Source organism: Phaeovulum sp. W22_SRMD_FR3 (assembly GCF_052113705.1).
Lineage (GTDB): Bacteria > Pseudomonadota > Alphaproteobacteria > Rhodobacterales > Rhodobacteraceae > JBGQOG01.
Genome location: NZ_JBGQOG010000013.1, coordinates 20,567 through 40,704 on the forward strand (window position 1 = coordinate 20,567; position 20,138 = coordinate 40,704).

General features: G+C 64.3%; 22 protein-coding genes. 10 read left to right on the forward strand and 12 right to left on the reverse strand.

From position 1 onward, the window contains the following. Positions 1-524: 524 nt before the first annotated feature. The 3 genes from ACEN2S_RS15530 to ACEN2S_RS15540 form a co-directional block, all read right to left on the reverse strand. On the reverse strand, positions 525-731 hold the full coding sequence (locus ACEN2S_RS15530) for a cold-shock protein (RefSeq protein WP_441867511.1): 207 nt from the start codon (positions 729-731) through the stop codon (positions 525-527). Between the two features lie 368 nt (positions 732-1,099). After that, the gene (groL, locus tag ACEN2S_RS15535; RefSeq protein WP_441867513.1) at positions 1,100-2,746 is read right to left on the reverse strand and encodes a chaperonin GroEL; all 1,647 of its coding nucleotides are present in this window, start codon (positions 2,744-2,746) and stop codon (positions 1,100-1,102) included. Positions 2,747-2,790: 44 nt separating this feature from the next. Beyond that, positions 2,791-3,078: a co-chaperone GroES gene (locus ACEN2S_RS15540; RefSeq protein WP_441867515.1), complete on the reverse strand. Its 288-nt coding sequence runs from the start codon at positions 3,076-3,078 to the stop codon at positions 2,791-2,793. 383 nt (positions 3,079-3,461) lie between these two features. Between ACEN2S_RS15540 and ACEN2S_RS15545 the strand changes: the two genes are divergently transcribed. From ACEN2S_RS15545 to ACEN2S_RS15575, 7 genes are all read left to right on the forward strand, one after another. Next, entirely contained in the window at positions 3,462-4,466 is a 1,005-nt protein-coding gene (locus ACEN2S_RS15545) for a TraB/GumN family protein (protein ID WP_441867517.1), read from the forward strand. Positions 4,467-4,623: 157 nt separating this feature from the next. Further along, positions 4,624-5,541 (forward strand): manganese-dependent inorganic pyrophosphatase, encoded by a 918-nt coding sequence (locus ACEN2S_RS15550; protein ID WP_441867519.1) that lies wholly within the window; start codon positions 4,624-4,626, stop codon positions 5,539-5,541. A gap of 142 nt (positions 5,542-5,683) precedes the next feature. Then, positions 5,684-6,562 (forward strand): TIGR01459 family HAD-type hydrolase, encoded by an 879-nt coding sequence (locus tag ACEN2S_RS15555; RefSeq protein WP_441867521.1) that lies wholly within the window; start codon positions 5,684-5,686, stop codon positions 6,560-6,562. 194 nt (positions 6,563-6,756) lie between these two features. Beyond that, positions 6,757-7,200 carry a MaoC family dehydratase gene (locus tag ACEN2S_RS15560; RefSeq protein WP_441867705.1) on the forward strand — a complete coding sequence of 148 codons (444 nt, stop codon included), beginning with the start codon at positions 6,757-6,759 and terminating at the stop codon, positions 7,198-7,200. Between the two features lie 39 nt (positions 7,201-7,239). Continuing rightward, positions 7,240-8,172 carry a bifunctional riboflavin kinase/FAD synthetase gene (locus ACEN2S_RS15565; RefSeq protein ID WP_441867523.1) on the forward strand — a complete coding sequence of 311 codons (933 nt, stop codon included), beginning with the start codon at positions 7,240-7,242 and terminating at the stop codon, positions 8,170-8,172. Then, a complete protein-coding gene (locus ACEN2S_RS15570) occupies positions 8,169-8,660 on the forward strand; it encodes a YcgN family cysteine cluster protein (RefSeq protein ID WP_441867525.1) in 492 nt (163 codons plus the stop codon). Before ACEN2S_RS15565 ends, ACEN2S_RS15570 begins: the two co-directional genes overlap by 4 nt. Further along, a complete protein-coding gene (locus ACEN2S_RS15575) occupies positions 8,657-9,712 on the forward strand; it encodes a threonine aldolase family protein (RefSeq protein WP_441867527.1) in 1,056 nt (351 codons plus the stop codon). Before ACEN2S_RS15570 ends, ACEN2S_RS15575 begins: the two co-directional genes overlap by 4 nt. Here ACEN2S_RS15575 and ACEN2S_RS15580 read toward each other — a convergent pair. Both ACEN2S_RS15580 and ACEN2S_RS15585 read right to left on the reverse strand, forming a co-directional pair. Beyond that, the gene (locus tag ACEN2S_RS15580; RefSeq protein WP_441867529.1) at positions 9,693-10,502 is read right to left on the reverse strand and encodes an alpha/beta fold hydrolase; all 810 of its coding nucleotides are present in this window, start codon (positions 10,500-10,502) and stop codon (positions 9,693-9,695) included. The genes ACEN2S_RS15575 and ACEN2S_RS15580 overlap by 20 nt on opposite strands. After that, a complete protein-coding gene (locus tag ACEN2S_RS15585) occupies positions 10,502-11,113 on the reverse strand; it encodes a 2-hydroxychromene-2-carboxylate isomerase (protein ID WP_441867531.1) in 612 nt (203 codons plus the stop codon). The genes ACEN2S_RS15580 and ACEN2S_RS15585 overlap by 1 nt, the downstream gene beginning before the upstream one ends. A gap of 104 nt (positions 11,114-11,217) precedes the next feature. On the opposite strand from ACEN2S_RS15585, the gene ACEN2S_RS15590 reads away from it, so the two are divergent. Then, positions 11,218-12,237 (forward strand): ribose-phosphate pyrophosphokinase, encoded by a 1,020-nt coding sequence (locus ACEN2S_RS15590; RefSeq protein WP_441867533.1) that lies wholly within the window; start codon positions 11,218-11,220, stop codon positions 12,235-12,237. Between the two features lie 81 nt (positions 12,238-12,318). On the opposite strand, the gene ACEN2S_RS15595 is transcribed toward ACEN2S_RS15590, so the two are convergent. The 4 genes from ACEN2S_RS15595 to ACEN2S_RS15610 form a co-directional block, all read right to left on the reverse strand. Beyond that, a complete protein-coding gene (locus ACEN2S_RS15595; protein ID WP_441867535.1) occupies positions 12,319-12,759 on the reverse strand; it encodes an NUDIX domain-containing protein in 441 nt (146 codons plus the stop codon). Between the two features lie 88 nt (positions 12,760-12,847). Next, positions 12,848-13,948 (reverse strand): 5-(carboxyamino)imidazole ribonucleotide synthase, encoded by a 1,101-nt coding sequence (locus ACEN2S_RS15600; protein ID WP_441867537.1) that lies wholly within the window; start codon positions 13,946-13,948, stop codon positions 12,848-12,850. Beyond that, complete coding sequence (purE, locus tag ACEN2S_RS15605; RefSeq protein ID WP_441867539.1) at positions 13,941-14,426, reverse strand: 5-(carboxyamino)imidazole ribonucleotide mutase; 486 nt, start codon at positions 14,424-14,426, stop codon at positions 13,941-13,943. The genes ACEN2S_RS15600 and purE overlap by 8 nt, the downstream gene beginning before the upstream one ends. A 124-nt stretch (positions 14,427-14,550) precedes the next feature. Then, positions 14,551-14,769, reverse strand: coding sequence for a YdcH family protein (locus tag ACEN2S_RS15610; RefSeq protein ID WP_441867541.1), 219 nt, complete (start codon positions 14,767-14,769; stop codon positions 14,551-14,553). Positions 14,770-15,109: 340 nt separating this feature from the next. Between ACEN2S_RS15610 and ACEN2S_RS15615 the strand changes: the two genes are divergently transcribed. Further along, positions 15,110-15,523, forward strand: a complete 414-nt coding sequence (locus tag ACEN2S_RS15615) for an Hsp20 family protein (RefSeq protein ID WP_441867543.1) — start codon at positions 15,110-15,112, stop codon at positions 15,521-15,523. Between the two features lie 63 nt (positions 15,524-15,586). Then, the gene (locus ACEN2S_RS15620; RefSeq protein ID WP_441867545.1) at positions 15,587-15,814 is read left to right on the forward strand and encodes a DUF1150 family protein; all 228 of its coding nucleotides are present in this window, start codon (positions 15,587-15,589) and stop codon (positions 15,812-15,814) included. Between the two features lie 83 nt (positions 15,815-15,897). Here the strand turns inward: ACEN2S_RS15620 and ACEN2S_RS15625 are convergent, their stop codons facing one another. The 3 genes from ACEN2S_RS15625 to trxB all read right to left on the reverse strand — a co-directional run bounded on the left by ACEN2S_RS15625 (position 15,898) and on the right by trxB (position 20,026). After that, positions 15,898-16,923: a Hint domain-containing protein gene (locus ACEN2S_RS15625; RefSeq protein WP_441867547.1), complete on the reverse strand. Its 1,026-nt coding sequence runs from the start codon at positions 16,921-16,923 to the stop codon at positions 15,898-15,900. Between the two features lie 151 nt (positions 16,924-17,074). After that, positions 17,075-18,781 (reverse strand): bifunctional sulfate adenylyltransferase/adenylylsulfate kinase, encoded by a 1,707-nt coding sequence (locus ACEN2S_RS15630; RefSeq protein WP_441867549.1) that lies wholly within the window; start codon positions 18,779-18,781, stop codon positions 17,075-17,077. 294 nt (positions 18,782-19,075) lie between these two features. Beyond that, positions 19,076-20,026, reverse strand: a complete 951-nt coding sequence (gene trxB, locus ACEN2S_RS15635) for a thioredoxin-disulfide reductase (protein WP_441867551.1) — start codon at positions 20,024-20,026, stop codon at positions 19,076-19,078. Between the last annotated feature and the right edge of the window lie 112 nt (positions 20,027-20,138).

Sequence of the window (20,138 nt, forward strand, 5' to 3'; positions counted from 1 at the left end):
GGAGTTTTTTTGTGCCACGCCACGGGTTTCCGTGCTGTCGCGGCAATGCGGCCTCGCTTTGGTCAGTGCCGTGCCGGACGCTGTGCAGGGGCCATGATGGGGTGTGGCGGTGCAGGAAGGCCGCCTGGTGGAGCCGGAGCGGCAATGGCCGCGCCTATGGTTTTGGCGCCGTCGTGGCCGCGCTGATCGCTTTGGTCGGGGCGGTGCCGGACGCTGGGCAGTGGTCATGATGGGTGTTGCGAGGCAGGGAGGCCCGCCTGCGGGCCCCGAGCGGCGGGGGCCGCGCTTTGCAGTTTCGCCGCGTGCTGGGGCTGAGATCCGGTGCCTGCGGCAGGGGAAGGGGGCGTTGATCGTCTTGGCCCGACAATCTGGTCCTGCCCTTTGGGGGACACTCTTGCCGTGCCAAGGGCGCGGCGGAGCCGATTTCATCCTGGCGGGAGATATGAAATGGCGGCAGATATGAAAAAGGACGCCCGAAGGCGCCCTGATCCGTTTGACCGGTCTCTCGACCTGTCTGGTGTGGCTTATGCCAGCGCCAGGTTCGTCGCCGATTCGCGACCGTCACGGCCGGCTTCGATGTCGAAGGTAACCGCTTGGCCGTCGTTCAGCGCGCGGATGCCTGCACGCTCGAGAGCCGAGATGTGCACGAACACGTCACGGTTGCCATTTTCCGGTGCGATAAAGCCGAAACCTTTGGTTGCGTTGAACCATTTCACGGTGCCGTTGGCCATCGTGTATACTCCTGTTTAATTGCCACCCACGAGACTGCGGTGGCCCGGCTCCGTCAGATCAAGATCGAGAACTGAAGCCGTAAGGAAACAGAAGGTCGATAGAGAAAGCATTGCTGTGCTTGTATCGGTGATCACCATCCGAATTGCAAGCTTATTTTGCCCCGCCAGACGCGGGCAGGCGCGCCGCTGCTGCGCGGCACGCATGCGGTTGGCACGCGGCGCGTATGGGGCGGGTACGGGGCAGGCGCGCAGTGGGTGTGGGGCGGGCAGTGCGTATGCGGGCAGGGGCAGGCACAGGCGGGCCCAAACGATTGCGCATGAAAAAGGGCGCCCGGAGGCGCCCTTTTCCGTCCCGTGAGGGGCGATGATTACATCATGCCGCCCATGCCGCCCATGCCGCCCATATCGGGCATGCCGCCGCCTGCGCCTTTCGGCTCCGGTTTGTCGGCGATCATGGCTTCGGTGGTGATCAAGAGGCCCGCGATCGAGGCTGCATCTTCCAGCGCGGTACGGGTGACTTTCGCCGGGTCGATGACGCCGAACGCGAACATGTCGCCGTACTCTTCGGTTTGAGCGTTGAAGCCGAACGACAGGTCGGTCGACTCGCGCACTTTGCCGGCCACGACAGCGCCGTCGACGCCAGCGTTTTCCGCGATCTGACGCAGCGGCGCTTCCAGCGCGCGGCGCACGATGGCGATGCCTGCTTCCTGGTCCGAGTTGGCGCCGGTCATGCCGATCAGCACTTTCGCTGCCTGCACAAGGGCGACGCCGCCGCCGACCACGATGCCTTCCTGCACGGCCGCACGGGTCGCGTTCAGGGCATCGTCAACGCGGTCTTTGCGCTCTTTCACTTCGATCTCGGTCATGCCGCCAACGCGGATGACAGCAACACCGCCAGCCAGTTTGGCCACGCGCTCTTGCAGTTTCTCGCGGTCGTAATCCGACGAGGTTTCTTCGATCTGGGTGCGGATCTGTGCCACGCGGGCTTCGATCTCGGCCTTGTCGCCAGCACCGTCCACGATCGTGGTGTTTTCTTTGGTGATGGTGATTTTCTTGGCGCGGCCCAGCATGTCCATGCCGACATTCTCAAGCTTCATGCCCAGATCTTCCGAGATCACTTGACCACCGGTCAGGATCGCGAGGTCTTGCAGCATGGCTTTACGACGGTCGCCAAAGCCCGGTGCTTTCACAGCCGCGATTTTCAGGCCGCCGCGCAGTTTGTTGACCACGAGGGTCGCCAGCGCTTCGCCTTCAACGTCTTCAGCGATGATCAGCAGCGGTTTTTGCGACTGGATCACTTGCTCCAAGAGCGGCACCATCGGCTGCAGCGACGAGAGTTTTTTCTCGTGCAGCAGGATGAGGCAGTCTTCCAGATCTGCGATCATCTTGTCCGGGTTGGTGACGAAGTAGGGCGAGAGGTAGCCGCGGTCGAACTGCATGCCCTCAACGACTTCAACTTCGGTTTCCATGCCTTTGTTTTCTTCGACGGTGATCACACCCTCGTTGCCAACTTTTTGCATGGCGTCGGCGATGAAGCGGCCGATGACAGCTTCGCCGTTTGCCGAGATGGTGCCGACTTGCGCGACTTCGTCGCTGTCTTTCACCGGACGCGAGGCTGCTTTGATGGCTTCCACGACTTTGGTGGTGGCCAGATCAACGCCGCGCTTCAGGTCCATCGGGTTCATGCCAGCGGCAACCGCTTTCAGACCCTCTTTGATGATCGCCTGAGCGAGCACGGTGGCGGTGGTGGTACCGTCGCCAGCTTCGTCATTGGTGCGGGAAGCGACTTCCTTCACCATTTGCGCGCCCATGTTCTCGAACTTGTCCGAGAGTTCGATCTCTTTGGCAACCGACACACCGTCTTTGGTGATGCGCGGCGAACCGAAGGATTTTTCGATGACCACGTTGCGGCCTTTCGGGCCCAGGGTCACTTTGACGGCATCGGCGAGGATGTTGACGCCTTTCAGCATCCGGTCGCGGGCGTCGGTGGAGAACTTTACGTCCTTGGCAGCCATTATATAGCTCCTGTCAGTCTAAATTACGGTTGGAAGAAGCGATCTCAGGCGATGATGCCGAGGATGTCGCTTTCTTTCATGATCAGCAGCTCTTCGCCGTCGATCGTGACTTCGGTGCCCGACCATTTGCCGAACAGCACTTTGTCGCCAGCTTTGACGCTCATCGCGATCAGCTCGCCCGAATCTTTGCGCGCACCAGCGCCGCAGGAGACGATTTCGCCTTCAGCGGGTTTTTCTTTGGCGCTATCGGGGATGATCAGACCGCCCTTGGTCTTTTCGTCGCCTTGGACGCGGCGAACCAACACACGGTCATGCAGCGGTGTGAATGCCATCTCGAGAACTCCCTTGAGTCTTCCATTTCAAAACTGTTGGCACTCAGCCTTGGCGAGTGCCAGCGCCGTACAGTTAGGCAAGGGCAGGGGGCCTGTCAACGGGCGGGTCGGGAAAAATGTGCCGGATTTTCGGGGCAGGGCGGATCCGGGTGAAACCGGCGGAATGCAGCGCATCCGGGGGCCGCGGGTGGGGGCCGTTCAGCCTGCCGGATTGCGGCTTCACCCTGCGCCAGGCGGTTGGACTGGGGGCTCTGGGGGCCTATCTGGTATCCGGGGGCGGGTCATGGCAGTCTCGGGTCAGACCTTTGCGGATTGGCTTTCATCCACTGAACTTTCGGGGAATTTTCTTCATGTGTGCTGCCTTGCGCCGATTGGCGACCTTTTTGGCTCTGAGTGTTGCGCCGGTCTCGGCGGGGGCTGTGTGCACGGGCGATGATCTTTTGGCCTCCATGGCGGCGGACAAGCGCGCGGCGCTGATGGCGGCGGCGGATGCGGTGCCCAACAGCCATGGCATCCTGTGGCAGGCAGAGCGGCCGGGCGCGCGGGTGATCCTGCTCGGCACCTACCACATGAACGACCCGCGCCATGCGGCGATCGTGACGCGGATCGACGATTTCCTGCCCGATTCTGCGGCGCTCCTCGTCGAGGCGGGGCCGGAGGAGGAGGCGCGGCTGAAAAAGGCGATGGCGGAGGATGTGGGGGTGATGATCAACACCTCCGGCCCGACGCTGCCCGAAAGGCTGAGCCCGGAGGAATGGGAGAGCCTGTCGGCGGCGGCGCTGGAGCGCGGTCTGCCGCCGTTCATGGCGGCCAAGATGAAGCCCTGGGTTCTGACAATGATGCTGTCGATGTCGCCCTGCATGCTGGCCGAGCAACAGGCGGCGGGCAAGATGAACGGGCTGGACGCGCAGGTGATGGACCGGGCGCGGGCCGCGGCGGTGCCGATCACGGCGCTTGAGCCATGGGACACCGTGCTCAGCCTGTTCGCTGGTCTCAGTCCGCAGGACGAGCTGGACATGGTGCGCGGCAGCCTGCTCTCGGCGCGCACGGCGGATGACAATGCGGCCACGCTGGCAAACGCCTATTTCAACGAAGTGCCGCAATTGATCTGGGAACTCAGCCGCCAGATGGCGCTGGATGCGGGCGATATGGCGCCCGAGACGGTGGCGGCGCAGATGGCACTGGCGCAAGAGATCCTGATGGATCAGCGCAACCGGGCCTGGGTGCCGGTGATCGAAAAGACTCTGGCGGAGGCTGGCGCATCCGGCACCGGGGGCGCGCCGGTGCAGGCCGTCGTCGCGGTGGGCGCGCTGCATCTGCCCGGGGAGCAGGGCCTGTTGTCGCTGTTGGCCGCGCGGGGTTTTACCCTCACCCGATTGCCGCTCTGACACCCTGTGACACCTCGGGCGGTCACTCTTCCGGCCGCCGCTTCCGGCCCGGCTCTCTGCATGGCGGCTTTGCAGCAAGGGGCCGCCACTCCCGGGTGACAAGCGCCGCGCCCTTGCGTATACACCGCGCGAAACCCCTTTTTGAACGGATAGACCCATGATCAAGGTTCTTGGCCACAAATCCCCCGATACCGACTCGACCGGCTCGCCCATCATCTGGGCCTGGTACCTGACCGAAGTGAAAGGCACCCCGGCCGAAGCCGTGCTGCTCGGCGAGCCGAACACCGAAGCGGCCTTTGTGCTGAAATACTGGGATCTGGCGAAACCGGCGATCATCTCGGATGTCACCGCCGACGACAGCGTCGTCATCGTCGACACCAACAACCCGGCTGAGCTGCCCGCCGCGATCAATGACGCGAAGATTCTGGGCATCATCGACCACCACCTGCTGGTCGGCGGCATCAAGACCAAGAACCCGATCGAGATCACCATCCGCCCGCTCGCCTGCACCGCCACCATCATGCATGACCTGATGGGCGATGATCTGGCAAAGGCACCGCGCGGCATCAAAGGCGCGATGCTCTCGTGCATCCTGTCGGATACGCTGGAATTCCGCTCGCCGACCACCACCGCGCATGACCGTGCCGTGGCCGAGAAACTGGCCGCCGAGCTGGGCGTCTCGATCCCGGAATTCGCCGCTGAAATGTTCGCCGCGAAATCCGATGTCTCGGCCTTCTCGGATGCCGAACTGCTGCGGATGGATTCGAAAGAATACGAAGTCGCCGGCAAACAGCTCCGCGTTTCCGTGCTGGAAACCACCGCGCCGAAGGTTCTGCTTGACCGCAAAGACGCGCTGATGGCGGCAATGCCGGGCGTGGCGACCGAGGATGGCGCCGATCAGGTACTTCTCTTCATCGTCGACATTCTGAACGAAGAAGCCACGCTGCTGGTGCCGAACGATCTGGTCAAGGCTCTGGCCGAAGCCTCGTTCCCCTGCACCGTTTCGGGCGACACCGTGGTGCTGCCGGGCGTGATGAGCCGCAAAAAGCAAATCATCCCGATGCTGAAACTCTGATCTGAACGGCGGGCGGCAGAGGCATCGAGCCTCTGCCGCCCGCGCCCCTTTCGGGGCGGCGCGACACCCGATCTTTGCGCCATCTGCACCTGTTTCCGGCCCGGTGCCGGGATGCCTCCTTCCCCGCGAAAGGCCCGCTGACATGACCCGGATCATCTCCTCGCTTGCTGACATCGGCACCAATTATGACGCGCTGCTCTGCGATCTCTGGGGCTGCCTGCACAATGGCGTGACGCCCTATCCCGCGGCCATCGCGGCACTTCAGGCGTACCGCGCGGGCGGCGGCAAGGTGGTGCTCTTGACCAATGCGCCGCGCCCGAACCCCTATGTCATTGCGGGGCTGGACCGGATGGGCGTGCCGCGGGACGCCTGGGATCTGGTCGTCTCCTCGGGCGATGCCGCGCAGGATGCCATGCTGGCGGGCGCGGTGGGCCGCAAGGTCTGGCATCTGGGGCCGCAGAAGGATGACGGCTTTTTCACCGATATTCCCGCCGCCTGGGCCGATGCCCCCGCGATCGAGCGGGTGCCGCTGGCCGAGGCCGAGGGGATCGTCTGCACCGGCCCCTTTGACGAGACGACCGAAGTGCCCGAGGACTACCGCGCGCGGTTTCTCGACGCCAAAACCCGCGGGCTGAAACTCCTCTGTGCCAATCCCGACATCGTGGTGGATCTGGGCGAAAGCCGGATCTACTGCGCGGGCGCGCTGGCCGAGCTTTATGCCGATATGGGCGGCGAATCGCTCTATTTCGGCAAGCCGCATCCGCCGATCTATGACCTCGCGCGCCGCCGACTGGCGGCGGAAACCGGCGTCGACAGCCCGCGTCTGCTGGCGATTGGCGATGGGGTGATGACCGATGTGGCCGGAGCGGCGGGCGAAGGCATTGACTGCCTGTTTGTCACCGGCGGTCTGGCGGCGGCGCAGTTCGGCGATGATGTCGAGGCCCCGCATGCGGCCCTGCTCGACAGCTGGTTGCAGGCGCGGCTGCAGGATCCGACCTACAGCATCGGCCGTTTGCGCTGAGATCCGCGCGCTCCGCGACCGTCAGGCGCCCCTCGGGGCGCCTTTTTGCTGCGATCTGTCTCAAATTCGGGATTCCATCCCGCAATATTGTTGCCAGCAATGCCGATTTATGCAGAATATAATTACGCTGCGATTGCATAAATCTTGGCGCAGGGCTATGCTGCACCGCAACACCAACGTCGGGATGGGACATGATGCTCGATAATTTTCCCCGCGGGACGATCTGCATCGAAGATCTGGAGATCGGGATGACCCGCCATTTGCGCAAAGTGGTCACCGACCGTGACATCGCGCTGTTTGCCGAGGTCTCCACCGACCACAACCCGGTGCATCTGGATGAGGCCTATGCGCAAGACACCATCTTTGAGGGGCGGATTGCGCATGGGATGCTGACCGCCGGTCTGATCTCGGCGGTGATCGGCGAGCAATTGCCCGGCCATGGCACCGTCTATCTGGGGCAGAGCCTGAAGTTCATGGCCCCCGTGCGCCCCGGCGATATGGTCTATGCCGAGGTGAAAGTGACCGCAATTGATCATGGCCGCCGGCGTGTCACGCTTGAAACCCACTGCGCTGTGGGCGATACGGTGGTCTTGAAAGGCGAGGCGCTGGTTCTGGCGCCCAGCCGCAAGTTCGACTGATCCGGCGGGGCTGACCCGCCCCTGGCCAAAGCGGGACTGATGCACACCTACACCCAGTGGCGGGTTCTTCCGCAGACGGCGCGCGGCGCTTCGGTCGCAATGGGCAATTTCGACGGGGTCCATCTGGGGCACCGCTCGGTGATTGAACGGGCGGCGGCGGCGGGGCAGGGCGCGCCTTTGGGGGTGATCACCTTTGAGCCACATCCGCGTGCCTTCTTTGCGCCTTCCGCAGCGCCCTTCCGGCTGATGAATGCCGAGGCGCGCGGGCACCGTCTGGCCAAACTCGGCGTCGAACATCTCTATGAGCTGCCCTTTGATGCGGGTCTTGCGGCGATGTCGCCCGAGGACTTTGCCCGCGATGTGCTGGCGGCGGGGCTCGGGATTTCCCATGTCACCGTGGGCGCGGATTTCCGCTTTGGTCAGGGCCGCAAGGGCACGGCAGAGACGCTGGCGGGCTATGGTGCCGCCTATGGCTTTGGCGTCACCATCGCGCCGCTGCTGCAAATCGCGGATTGCGAGGTATCCTCGACCGCGATCCGCAGCGCCTTGGCCGAGGGCCGCCCGCGCGACGCTGCCGCCATGCTGGGCCATTGGCACCGGATCGAGGGCGCGGTGATCCATGGCGAAAAGCGCGGGCGCGAGCTGGGCTACCCCACGGCGAACATGTCGGTGGCGGGGCTGCATCTGCCGAAACTCGGCGTCTATGCAGTGAAGGTGGACGTTCTGACCGGCCCGCAGGCGGGCAGCTATAACGGTGCCGCCAGCCTGGGCGTGCGGCCGATGTTTGGCGAGAACACCCCCAATCTTGAGACCTTCATCTTTGATTTCAAAGGGGATCTTTACGGTCATCACCTCTCGGTCGCCTTTGTCGATTATCTGCGGCCCGAACTGAAATTCGATGGCCTGCCCGCGCTGATGGATCAGATGCAGGCCGATTGCGACCGCGCGCGCGCGATTTTGGAGGCGATATGAGCCGCAAATCCGCGCCGCCCCCTGCCGCCCGCGCCAAAGCACAGCCGAAACGCGCCGAATTCTGGACGCTGCCGCTCACCTCGCTGAACCCCACCGAATGGGAGGCGCTCTGTGATGGCTGCGGCAAATGCTGTCTGAACAAGATCGAATATGAGGATAATGGCGAGGTGGATTTCACCCGCGTCGCCTGCCGCCTGCTGGATGGCGACAGCTGCCAATGCGCGCATTACGAGAACCGGCACCAGTTCGTGCCCGATTGCGTGGTGCTGACGCCGAAGAACATCAAGGACATCGCCTATTGGATGCCGGGCACCTGTGCCTACCGGCTGCGGTTCCAGAACCAGCCGCTTTATGACTGGCACCCGCTGATCTCCGGCGATCCGGCTTCGGTGCATCTGGCCGGGCAATCGGTACAGGGCTGGACGGTCTCGGAGATGGAAGTCTCGGAAGACGATTGGGAAGATTACATCATTGAGGATCTGTCATGAATTTTGCTTCTGACAACACCGGGGGCGCATCGCCCGAGATCATGGCCGCGCTGCAGGCCGCCAATGCCGGGCACATGTCCTCCTATGGTGCCGATCCGATCATGGCCGAGGTGCAGGCGCGGATCCGCGAGATTTTTGAGGCCCCGGAGGCGGCGGTCTATTTGGTGGCGACCGGGACGGCGGCGAATGTGCTCTCCTGCGCCATCCTGACCCAGCCTTGGGGCGCGATCTTCTGCCACCGCAACGCGCATATCGAGGAAGACGAATGTGGCGCGCCGGAGTTCTACACCGGCGGCGCGAAACTGGTGCTGGTCGAGGGGGCGCATGCGAAAATGGCACCCGAGGCGCTGGACAAGGTGATCCGCTTCACCGGCCGCTCGGGCGTGCATAATGTGCAGCGCGGCATGGTCTCGATCACCAATGCCACCGAGAACGGCACCGTTTACTCGGCGGCCGAAGTCGCTGCCCTCTGTGCCGTGGCCAAGGGCCATGGCCTGCCGGTGCATATGGATGGGGCGCGCTTTACCAATGCGCTGGTGGCGGCGGGCTGCACGCCTGCCGAAATGACCTGGAAGGCCGGGGTGGATGTGCTCTCGTTCGGCGGCACCAAGAACGGCTGCATGGGCGTGGAAGCGGTGGTGATCTTTGATCCGAAACGCGCCTGGGAGTTCGAGCTGCGCCGCAAACGGGGCGGGCATCTCTTTTCCAAGCACCGGTTCCTCTCGGCGCAGATGCTCGCCTATCTGACGGATGATCTCTGGCTGAAAAATGCCCGCCATGCCAATGCGATGGCCGCGCGCCTCTCGGCGGGCGTGGTCGCTGCCGGGGCAGAGCTGACCCACCCGACCGAAGCGAATGCGGTCTTTGCGGGCTGGCCGCGCGCGGGCCATGCGCAGGCGATGGGGCAGGGCGCCTATTACTATTTCTGGCCCTTTGATCAGACCCTGGAAGGGCCGGGCGAGGCGATGCTTACCGCCCGGCTGGTTTGTGGCTGGAACACCTCCGAAGCGGAAGTGGACCAGTTCCTGGGCGCTATTGCCGCTCGAGGTTGAGCGCGATCAGCTCGGCGGTCTGACTGGCATGGGTGAGGGGCAGCATATGCCCCGCCCCCGGCACCACCGCCAGCCCGACATCGGGCAGCCGCGCGGCAATCGCCTCGCAGACCGGGGCGATGATCGCGGGGCTGGTCTCGCCGCGGATGATCAGCACCGGGGCGTCGATGCCCTCCAGCCCGTCTTCGCGCAGGATATTCCCCGGATCGGCGAAATTCGCCGCTGTGACGGCCTGAACGAGATCCATCTGCTCGGCAAAGCGGGCGCGTTGTGCGGGGGGCATCGCCTCCCACGGCACCCCGGCGCCCCAATCCGCCATGAAGGCGCGGGCGGCCTCTTCGGCGCGGCCCTCGGCCAGCATCGCCTCAAGCTGCGCCTGACCCGGCCAGACGGCCTTCCAGTCGGGCGTGCCGCGCACGGCGGCGAACAGCACCGGCTCGATCAGCGTCAGCGTGCGGATCGCCTGCGGTGCCGCCACCGCCAGCCGCAGCGCCACCAGCGCGCCGAAACTATGGCCGATCAGATCAATGGGACGGTCGATGAAACTCGCCGCCACTTGCGTCGCCAGCTTTTGATAGCCCCCGGCTTCGCTTTCACCCGCCCAGGGCGCGGATTTCCCATGCCCCGGCAGGTCAAAGCCGGTGAGGGTGATCTGCGCGCCCAAAGCCTCGCCAATCAGCCCCCAGGGGCCCGAATGCCCCAGCATGCAGTGGATGGCGAGGGCCGGGCGCGGCCCATGCCCCCAGCTTTGCCAATGCGTGCCATGGCCTGCGCGGTCGTCCAGCGGCATCAGAGGCTGCCCAGATGCGCATCAAGGAACGACAGACGATCCTGACCCCAGAAGCGCTGATCGGTATCGGTCACGATGAAGAAGGGCGCGCCAAAGACGCCCGCCTCCACCGCCTCTTCCAGATTGCGGCCATAGGTCTCGGCGCCGATGAAGAGGCCGCTGTCCGCAAGGCCGCTGTCAAAGCCCGCAGCGGTCAGCTTTTCGCGCACCACGGCATCCTCGGCGATGTTCTTTTCCTCCGCCCAGACGGCGCGGGTGATGCTGCGCACCAGAAGGTCGAGATCGCCCGTGGCGCCCTTGGCCAGTGCCGCCTGCGCCGCGATGATCGCATAAGAGGCGGGGGCGGGGTTGGTGGGCGAAAAGGCCGGTTTCAGGTTCAGCGGCATGTCGAGATGCGCCGACCAGCGGGCCAGCTCCTGCGCGCGCAGCGCCATCCGGTTCGGGTGGCGGTCGGCGGGGCGGGTGCCGCCGGTGCGGTCGAACAGCGCCATCACGTCGAGTGGCTTGTAGGTGACGCTGGCGCCATGTTTGACGGCAATGGCGGCCAGACGGTCGCCCACCAGATAGGTCCAGGGCGAGATCGTCGAGAAATAGTAATCTATATGTGACATCGGGGCGCCTTCCGGGTGGTTCAGTTTGCGGGGAAGCTAGCCCGGTGCTAAGGCAGGCGCAATCTCACGAATCCGTCATTCGAGCTGCCCGAAGGATGCCGCCCATGCCTGCCATGCAAGAACCGAAACTGATTTCCGGGAATGCCAACCTCCCGCTGGCTCAGGCCATCGCCCGGCGTATGTCCATGCACCGTGGCATGAGCGTGGGTCTGGTGAATGCCCGCGTCGAGCGCTTCAACGATGGCGAAATCTTCGTCGAAGTGTTTGAGAATGTGCGTGGCGAGGACATGTACATCATCCAGTCGACGTCGAATCCGGCGAATGACAATCTGATGGAACTGCTGATCATGACCGATGCGCTGAAACGCTCGTCGGCGGCGCGGATCACCGCGGTGATCCCCTATTTCGGCTATGCGCGGCAGGATCGCCGGGCCAAGGCCCGCACGCCGATCTCGGCCAAGCTGGTGGCGAACCTGCTGACCGAGGCGGGGGTGGACCGGATCCTGACGCTGGATCTGCACGCGACGCAGATTCAGGGCTTCTTCGACATCCCGGTGGACAACCTCTATGCGGCGCCGGTTTTCGCGCTGGATATCCTGCACCATTTCAAGGGTCAGCTCGGCGATGTGATGGTGGTTTCGCCCGATGTCGGCGGTGTGGCGCGGGCGCGGGAACTGGCCACCCGCATCGGCGCGCCGCTCTCGATCGTCGACAAACGCCGCGAAAAGGCCGGGGAAGTCGCCGGAATGACGGTGATCGGCGATGTGACCGGCAAGAAATGTATCATCGTGGATGACATCTGCGACACGGCCGGAACGCTCTGCAAAGCCGCCGAGACGCTGATGGAAGCGGGCGCGATCGAGGTGCACAGCTACATCACCCATGGCGTCCTTTCGGGTCCGGCGGTGGAGCGCGTGTCGAAATCGGTGATGAAATCGCTGGTGATCACCGATTCCATCGCGCCGACCGACGCGATCAAGAACTGCCCGAACATCCGCATCGTGCCGACCGCGCCGATGTTCGCGCAGGCGATCCTGAACACCTGGAACGGCACCTCGGTGTCGTCGCTGTTTGAGACGGATACTTTGGTGCCGATCTATGAGGGCATGTATTCGCGCGGTTGAGGCCGGGCGGAGATGCGAGAGAGGGGCCGTCGGGAAACCGGCGGCCTTTTTGCTTTCTTAGAGGCGTGACAGGCGGGCGTTTCAGGGGGTGGAGAGCGGCTCCAGCGGGTCGTATGGCGCGGATTGCGTGCCCCAGGCCACCTCGGCCAGACTGTCGGGCTTGTGCCGCAAGGTGGCCAGTTCAGGGCGGGTGACGAGGCGGCGGCTGTGGACCACGCCTTCGGTGTCGCGCCAAACCTCGGGCAGCGGGCCGTTCAGCGTGCAGCGAAAGAAAATCTCGACCTGATGGAAGCGCTTTTCCGCGGAATGATATTCGTTGATCAGGGCGGGGGCGCCGACGGTGACCCCGACGCCGCATTCCTCCCAGATCTCGCGGGCGAGATTGTCCGGGAGCGAGCTGTGCGGATCGGCGCCGCCGCCCGGGGCGCACCAGAGATCGGATTGCGCGCCGGGGAAGGCGTTGACGATCAACAGGCGGTTCTCGACGAGGATCAGGGCGCGGGTGGCGAGGCGGATCGGCATCGGGACCTCATGGCGGGCGGCGGGAAGGGGGGAGAGGCCGGGGGCGCTGCCCCCGGACCCCCGAGGTATTTTGGCCAAGAAGAAAGGGTCAGGGGCGCTTTTGGATGCGGTTGACATGGCCCATCTTGCGGCCGGGTTTGGCTTCGGCCTTGCCGTAGAGGTGGATCTGGGTGTGCGCCTCGCGCGCGAGGGCGGGAAGGCGGGCGATGTCGTCGCCGATCAGGTTTTCCATCACCACATCGGCGTAGCGGCTGCCATCGCCGAGCGGCCAGCCCGCGACGGCGCGGATGTGCTGTTCGAACTGGTCGACGGCGCAGCCCGCTTGTGTCCAATGGCCGGAGTTGTGGACGCGGGGGGCGATTTCATTGACCAGAAGGCCCGTCGGCGTGACGAAAAGCTCGACCCCCATCACGCCGACATAATCGAGGGCGTTCAGGATTTTGGCGGCGATCAGCACGGCGTCCATCTGCTGCGCCGAGGTGATCTCGGCGGGCAGGGTGGTGGTGTGCAGGATGCCGTCGCGGTGGACATTCTCGCCCGGGTCATAGGCGGCCACTTCGCCGGAAGGGCTGCGGGCGGCGATCACGGAGATCTCGCGGGAAAAATCGACGAAACCTTCGAGCACGGCGGTGGCGCCCTGCATGGCGGCAAGCGCGGCGGGGGCGTCTTCCGGCGTTTTGATCCGGGCCTGGCCCTTGCCGTCATAGCCGAGGCGGGTGGTTTTCAGGATGGCCGGGGTGCCGATCCTGGCCAAGGCTGCGTCAAGGCTGGCGGCATCGGTCACCTCGGCCCAGGGGGCGGTGGTCAGGCCGAGATCGTTGAGGAAGGTTTTCTCGGTGATGCGGTCCTGGCTGATGCCCAGCACCCGGCGGCCCGGGCGGATCGGGCGATGCGCTTCCAGAAGGTCGAGCGCGTCGGTGGGGATGTTCTCGAATTCATAGGTGATGACATCGACCGAGGCCGCAAAGGCGGTGAGGGCGGCGGTGTCGTCATAGGGGGCGGTGGTCACGCGGTCGGCGACCTGCCCCGCGGGCGGATTGGCCAGCGGCTCATAGATATGGGTGGTGAAGCCGAGGCGCGCGGCCGCGACCGAGAGCATGCGCCCCAGCTGGCCGCCGCCAAGGATGCCGATCACGGCGCCGGGTTGCAGTTGGGTGGTCAGCGTATCGGCCATTTGGGTCTCACTCATCGGTCGGTTCATCGGGGATCGAGGCGGAGAGCGCCTCGCGCCAGGCATCCAGCCGCGCCGCCAGCGCGGCATCGCTGATCGCGAGGATGCCCGCTGCCATCAGCCCGGCATTGGCCGCCCCGGCCGCGCCGATGGCCATGGTGGCGACCGGAAACCCCTTGGGCATCTGCAGGATCGAATAGAGGCTGTCGACGCCCGAGAGGGCGCGGGTCTGCACCGGCACGCCCACCACCGGCACTCGGGTTTTCGAGGCCATCATGCCAGGCAGATGCGCGGCGCCACCAGCGCCCGCGATGATCACCTGCAGGCCACGGTCGACCGCGGTCTTTCCGTAGGTCCAAAGACGGTCCGGTGTGCGGTGGGCCGAAACGATCTTGGTCTCATAGGCAATGCCCAGCTCGTCCAGAATGTTTGCCGCCTCGCGCATCGTGGGCCAGTCCGACTGGCTGCCCATGATGATTCCCACTTTCACGCCCATGCGATGTCCCCAGCTTTTGGCCCCGTTTTCAGGAAGGCGCACTATAGCCACGGGCCAAGCCCATGCAATGCCGCCGCCGCCCGCACCGCGCTTTTCGCGCCGAAAAATGCCGTTCGGGCGAAGATCAGGCGATGATATCGGGGGTGAGCAGGTCTTCGAGCCGGGTGATCTGATCCTTCAGCGCCAGCTTTTGCTTTTTCAGCCGCCGCAGGGTCAGCTGATCGCCGCGTCCCGAGGTTTCCATCACATGGATCGCATCATCCAGATCGCGGTGATCGCGCCGCAGGACCTCAAGCTTGATCCGGCCCATCTCTTCCGGGTTGAGTTCGGTGGGAGCATTCATGGCGTGTCAGTCCGGTTCAACGAATTCAGGGTCTTTGGGTGCTTGCGGGCGATGGTGCCAGCCGTCTCGGCCCCCTTTCACAAGGTTTGCCCGACTCGCCGTCACCCGAAGTCCAAATATAGCGTTTTCCGGCCCTTGCGGGGAAAAATTATTCTGCAATTGCGCGCAGTCTGCCGGGGGCCTGCACAGGCGGGCGAAAGCGCTGCGCTGCGGCACCATGCAGGGGGCCCGCCGCGCGTCAGGCCCTTGCGGCGGGCGGATGGCTTCCCCATATTCAGGGTCAAGGGTGCCCGTGATCGGGGCCCTATCCCGCAGGGTCGCTTGTTGAAGGACTTGCCCGATGACGAAGCTGAGTTTTGGTGCGCATCCCTATCTGCTGGGCTTTGACCAGCTGGAGCGGCTGGTGGAGCGTACCGCGAAAACCGGGTCGGACAGCTATCCGCCCTATAACATCGAACAATCCGCCCCCGATGCCTTTCGCATCACTCTGGCCGTGGCGGGCTTTGCCGAGGAAGATCTGGCGATCACCATGGAAGACCGGGCGCTGGTCGTTCGCGGTCGCCAGTCCGAGGATGAAAGCAGCCGGGTCTATCTGCACCGCGGCATCGCGGCGCGGGCCTTTCAGCGCAGTTTCGTGCTGGCCGATGGGGTGGAGGTGCGCGGCGCCTCGATCGAGAACGGGTTGCTGCATGTGGATCTGATGCGCGCCCAGCCCGAGCCGGTGGTGCAAAGCATCCCGATCCAGCGCAAGTGAGCGGATCAACGCAAATGACGACAGGGGTTGCGCCGAAGCGGACCCCAAATTGAGGAGAGCGTGATGAATACGAAATTCGATTTTGGCCAAGCTGCCGCGGATCGCATTGCCTATGTCCGCGCGGTGAATGTGGCCGATCTTCCGGCCGATGTGCAGGCGCAGGCCGAGGGGCTGGTGCAGCTCTATGCGCTGCATGATGCGAGCGGGGAGCGGCTGGCGCTGGTGCGCGACCGCGCCATGGCCTTTCAGCTGGCGCATCAGAACCAATTGGATCCGGTCGCGGTCCACTGATCCCGGGGGGCTGCGGCTGATCCCGGGTGGCTGCGGCCAGCCGCCCGGCACCGCGGCCGCCCGTGCCGGGGCGCCCAACAGCATCAGGCGGCGCGCAGCAGCGCCGCCTCATAGGCCTTGAGGCAGGGGCGGGCCGTCGGGCCATATCCCTGCATATCCGCCCCCAATTCCGGGAACAGCGCCAGTATCTCCGCCCGCGTTTCGGCGCCGGCGGTGGTCAGGCTGCCCGCGCAGGGGTGAAAGCTCTCGGTCCAGAGACCCTCGGACAGGATCACCTCATGCTGATCAAACAGCAGGTGAAAATAGGTGACCTCCGGGCAGGGGCGGCGGCGGATCGTGCGGCCGTTGACCAGATGTTTCACCGCCACCAGCACTTCATCCGAGCCAAAATAGAGTTCCGCCCGCCAGTCATCGATCAGCACCCGGTGATTGGGCGACAGACGCAAAGCTGCGCTGTTGCCGAGCGCCGCGGCCGCAATCTCAACCGGGGCCATCCGTCCCGTGCCACGCACCCGCCGCTGCCCGATCCAGCGCAAAGGTTGCAGGCCATGGTCGCGGGTGGGAAGCCGCATGCCGACGCGGAGCGCCTCAATCGGCAACGGGCCGGTTTCGGTCTCGATATGGCAGCCACCGGCAAAGCAGACAAAGGCCTGATCCACATTCGCCACCGTCACCGCCCCATATTCGGTGCCGTTGAAACTGCCCAGATGTACGGCGCTGACATTGGCGAAATTGGTGCCGGGCGGGATTGAGCTGTCCATCAGCCGCACGCCATAGGTGCCATCATCGAACAGCAGCACCGACATGGTGACATTGCTGTAGGTCACGCCGCCGATGGTGACCGACGAGCCGGTATAGGCCGCCACTTCGCGCACGGTATGGTTCACCCCGTCGACGCAGACATAGTCGCCGTTTGAGGTGGTGTTGTCGCCGGTGTCGGAATCCGAGATCAGCCCGTCTGCGTTCTGGTCATGCAGCGTCACCGCGCGGTATCCGCTCGGGCTCACGCTCAGATTGTTGCCGTTCGTACCGAGGTTGTTCTGGTTGGCGGAGGTATATCCCGGCCAGGTAGTGCTCGATTTCCACAGCCAGCTGGAGGTGTCGGTCATGGGCGGTTCCGGAAAGCATCTTGCTCAGCAGTTTCCGCGTATTTGATTAAAAGACCGTCAAAACCCTGGGGGGACGCCCCTGAACCAGAATGAAAAACGCCGCCCCGGGCGGGGGCGGCGTTTGCATTTCTCAGGCTGTGGCGGCGCGGGATCAGGCGCCGATCAGGCCCATTTGCTCCAGCTTCAGGATCACCTGATGCGCGCAGTTGTCCACGTCGACATTCTCGGTTTCCACCACCAGCTCGGCTTTGGTCGGGGCTTCATAGGGATCGGAAATCCCGGTGAATTCCTTGATCTTGCCTTCGCGGGCGAGGGCATAGAGGCCCTTGCGGTCGCGGCGTTCGCATTCTTCCAGCGTGGTGGCCACGTGAACCTCGACGAAGGCGCCGTAGGATTCGATCATTTCGCGGACCGCACGGCGGGTGGCCGTGTAGGGCGCGATCGGGGCGCAGATGGCGATGCCGCCGTTCTTGGTGATTTCAGAGGCCACATAGCCGATGCGCTTGATGTTGATGTCGCGGTGCTCTTTCGAGAAGCCGAGCTCGGAAGAGAGATGCTTGCGCACCACATCGCCGTCGAGGAGGGTGACCGGGCGGCCGCCCATTTCCATCAGTTTCACCATCAGCGCGTTGGCAATCGTCGACTTGCCCGAGCCGGAAAGGCCGGTGAAGAAGACGGTAAAGCCCTGGTTCGCCCGCGCCGGACGGTTGCGGCGCAGTTCCTTGACCACCTGCGGGAAGGAGAACCATTCCGGAATCTCCAGCCCCTCGGCCAGACGACGGCGCAGTTCGGTGCCCGAGATGTCGAGGATGGTCACGCCTTCTTCGACTTCATCGCGCGGCTCATACTGAGCGCGTTCCTGAATGTAGACCATCTGTTTGAAATCGACCATTTCGACGCCGATTTCCGACTGGTATTTCGCAAACAGCTCTTGCGCGTCATAGGGGCCGTAGAAGTCCTGACCGGCCGAGTTCTTGCCCGGGCCTGCATGGTCACGGCCCACGATCATATGGGTGCAGCCGTGGTTGCGGCGGATGATCCCGTGCCAGACGGCTTCGCGCGGACCGGCCATGCGCATGGCGAGGTTCAGCAGCGACATCGTCGTGGTCGAGGCCGGGTATTGGTCGAGCACGGCTTCATAGCAGCGCACGCGGGTGAAGTGGTCGATGTCGCCCGGTTTGGTCATGCCGACCACCGGGTGGATCAACAGGTTGGCCTGCGCTTCTTTCGCGGCGCGGAAGGTCAGTTCCTGGTGCGCGCGGTGCAGCGGGTTGCGGGTCTGGAAGGCCACGATGCGGCGCCAGCCGAGCTTGCGGAAATAGGCGCGCAGCTCGTTCGGGGTGTCGCGGCGGGCTTTGAAATCGTAATGCACCGGCTGCTGGATGCCGGTGATCGGGCCGCCGAGGTAGATCTTGCCGGCCTGATTGTGCAGATAGTTCACCGCCGGGTGGGCCACATCATCGGCGCCAAAGACCTTTTCCGCTTCCAGTGCCTTGTTCGGTTCCCATTTGTCGGTGACCGAGAGGATGGCGAGGATGACGCCCTCGGCATCGCGCAAGGCGATGTCCTGACCGGCTTCGATCTTCTCGGCAAAGGCCTCGTTCACATCAAGGGTGATCGGCATCGGCCAGAGCGTGCCATCGGCCAGACGCATTTCCGAGACGACGCCATTGTAATCGGCCTCGTTCAGAAAGCCTTTCAGCGGGAAGAAGCCGCCGTTCATCAGCAGCTCAAGGTCGCAGACCTGGCGCGGGGTCAGATCCCACGAAACGAGATTGCCCGCTTCGGCTTTCAGCTTCAGCGCGGATTCGTGGGAAACATACAGCTCGGGAATGGGAGCCAAATTGGGCAGGGACATGACAATACTCGCGGTTTTCAAAGGGTCCGGGGACGGGGTCACGCCCCGCAATTGCTATGGGGGGCTTAGACCCTGAATGTGTCCAAATTCAAGCCAAACGAGCAGAATTTTCGCAAATGAGGCGGTTTTGCTGCGGTGCAGTATGTTTTTGGGGCAGCTTTGCCCGTTCCGGCCTCTCAGCGGGCCATTCGTTCCGCAAAACCGGCCGCTGGGATGCTTCTGGTCCGCGGCGAGGGCGCCCGACCTGCCCAAAACCAAAGCGGCCCCCGGTTTTGCCGGGGGCCGCGGGGGCGATTATTCCGCCAATTCGTGTTCGGCGAGGTATTTTTCCGCATCCAGCGCCGCCATGCAGCCCATGCCCGCCGAGGTGACCGCCTGCCGGTAGATGTGGTCGGTCAGATCGCCCGCGGCAAAAACGCCGGGGATCGAGGTGCGAGTCGAGCCGGGTTGCACCACGACATAGCCGCCGTTGTGGAGTTCCAGCTGGTCCTTGACCAGTTCCGAGGCGGGCGCATGGCCGATGGCCACGAAGAACCCGGCGCAGGGGACATCCGTCGTCTCGCCGGTCTGCACGTTTTTGGCGCGCACGGCCGTCACGCCCAGCGGCGTCTCATCGCCCAGCACTTCCGAAACCTCGTGGTTCCACAGGATCTCGACCTTCGGGTGTTTGAACAGCCGGTCCTGCATGATCTTTTCGGCGCGCAGCGTCGAGCGGCGGTGAATCAGCGTGACCTTGGTGGCAAAATTGGTGAGGAAGAGCGCCTCTTCCACCGCCGTATTGCCGCCGCCGATCACCACGACCTCCTTGCCGCGGTAGAAGAACCCGTCGCAGGTGGCACAGGCAGAGACGCCAAAGCCCTTGAACTTCTCTTCCGAGGGCAGGCCCAGCCAGCGCGCCTGTGCGCCCGTCGCCAGGATCACCGCATCGGCGGTATAGGTCACGCCAGAGTCGCCCTTGGCGGTGAAGGGGCGGTTTTGCAGATCGAGGCTGGAGATGTAATCGCCGATCACCTCGGTGCCCATCGCCTCGGCATGTTCTTGCATCTTCACCATCAGGTCCGGGCCCTGAATATGCGTCTCGCCGGGCCAGTTCTCCACTTCGGTGGTGATGGTCAGCTGGCCGCCGGGCTGGATGCCCTGCACGAGGATCGGCTGCAGCATGGCGCGCGCGGCATAAACCGCCGCCGTATAGCCCGCCGGACCCGAGCCAATGATCAGAACCTTGGTATGGCGCGTCTCGCCCATGTCACCTACTCCATCTTGATGTCCCGCATATAGTGGGGCAAAGGGGCGACGAAAACCCCCGTTGGGGTGGTCACACCGATCCGACAGGGTGATCCGGGCCGGTGTTTCGCGC

Excerpts from the sequence above, each read along its gene's own strand:
- ACEN2S_RS15530 (WP_441867511.1), bottom strand. The coding sequence starts at position 731 with ATGGCCAACGGCACCGTGAAATGGTTCAACGCAACCAAAGGTTTCGGC.
- groL (WP_441867513.1), bottom strand. The coding sequence starts at position 2,746 with ATGGCTGCCAAGGACGTAAAGTTCTCCACCGACGCCCGCGACCGGATG.
- ACEN2S_RS15540 (WP_441867515.1), bottom strand. The coding sequence starts at position 3,078 with ATGGCATTCACACCGCTGCATGACCGTGTGTTGGTTCGCCGCGTCCAA.
- ACEN2S_RS15550 (WP_441867519.1), top strand. The coding sequence starts at position 4,624 with ATGATCAAGGTTCTTGGCCACAAATCCCCCGATACCGACTCGACCGGC.
- ACEN2S_RS15555 (WP_441867521.1), top strand. The coding sequence starts at position 5,684 with ATGACCCGGATCATCTCCTCGCTTGCTGACATCGGCACCAATTATGAC.
- ACEN2S_RS15560 (WP_441867705.1), top strand. The coding sequence starts at position 6,757 with ATGCTCGATAATTTTCCCCGCGGGACGATCTGCATCGAAGATCTGGAG.
- ACEN2S_RS15565 (WP_441867523.1), top strand. The coding sequence starts at position 7,240 with ATGCACACCTACACCCAGTGGCGGGTTCTTCCGCAGACGGCGCGCGGC.
- ACEN2S_RS15570 (WP_441867525.1), top strand. The coding sequence starts at position 8,169 with ATGAGCCGCAAATCCGCGCCGCCCCCTGCCGCCCGCGCCAAAGCACAG.
- ACEN2S_RS15575 (WP_441867527.1), top strand. The coding sequence starts at position 8,657 with ATGAATTTTGCTTCTGACAACACCGGGGGCGCATCGCCCGAGATCATG.
- ACEN2S_RS15580 (WP_441867529.1), bottom strand. The coding sequence starts at position 10,502 with ATGCCGCTGGACGACCGCGCAGGCCATGGCACGCATTGGCAAAGCTGG.
- ACEN2S_RS15585 (WP_441867531.1), bottom strand. The coding sequence starts at position 11,113 with ATGTCACATATAGATTACTATTTCTCGACGATCTCGCCCTGGACCTAT.
- ACEN2S_RS15590 (WP_441867533.1), top strand. The coding sequence starts at position 11,218 with ATGCCTGCCATGCAAGAACCGAAACTGATTTCCGGGAATGCCAACCTC.
- ACEN2S_RS15595 (WP_441867535.1), bottom strand. The coding sequence starts at position 12,759 with ATGCCGATCCGCCTCGCCACCCGCGCCCTGATCCTCGTCGAGAACCGC.
- ACEN2S_RS15600 (WP_441867537.1), bottom strand. The coding sequence starts at position 13,948 with ATGAGTGAGACCCAAATGGCCGATACGCTGACCACCCAACTGCAACCC.
- purE (WP_441867539.1), bottom strand. The coding sequence starts at position 14,426 with ATGGGCGTGAAAGTGGGAATCATCATGGGCAGCCAGTCGGACTGGCCC.
- ACEN2S_RS15610 (WP_441867541.1), bottom strand. The coding sequence starts at position 14,769 with ATGAATGCTCCCACCGAACTCAACCCGGAAGAGATGGGCCGGATCAAG.
- ACEN2S_RS15615 (WP_441867543.1), top strand. The coding sequence starts at position 15,110 with ATGACGAAGCTGAGTTTTGGTGCGCATCCCTATCTGCTGGGCTTTGAC.
- ACEN2S_RS15620 (WP_441867545.1), top strand. The coding sequence starts at position 15,587 with ATGAATACGAAATTCGATTTTGGCCAAGCTGCCGCGGATCGCATTGCC.
- ACEN2S_RS15625 (WP_441867547.1), bottom strand. The coding sequence starts at position 16,923 with ATGACCGACACCTCCAGCTGGCTGTGGAAATCGAGCACTACCTGGCCG.
- ACEN2S_RS15630 (WP_441867549.1), bottom strand. The coding sequence starts at position 18,781 with ATGTCCCTGCCCAATTTGGCTCCCATTCCCGAGCTGTATGTTTCCCAC.
- trxB (WP_441867551.1), bottom strand. The coding sequence starts at position 20,026 with ATGGGCGAGACGCGCCATACCAAGGTTCTGATCATTGGCTCGGGTCCG.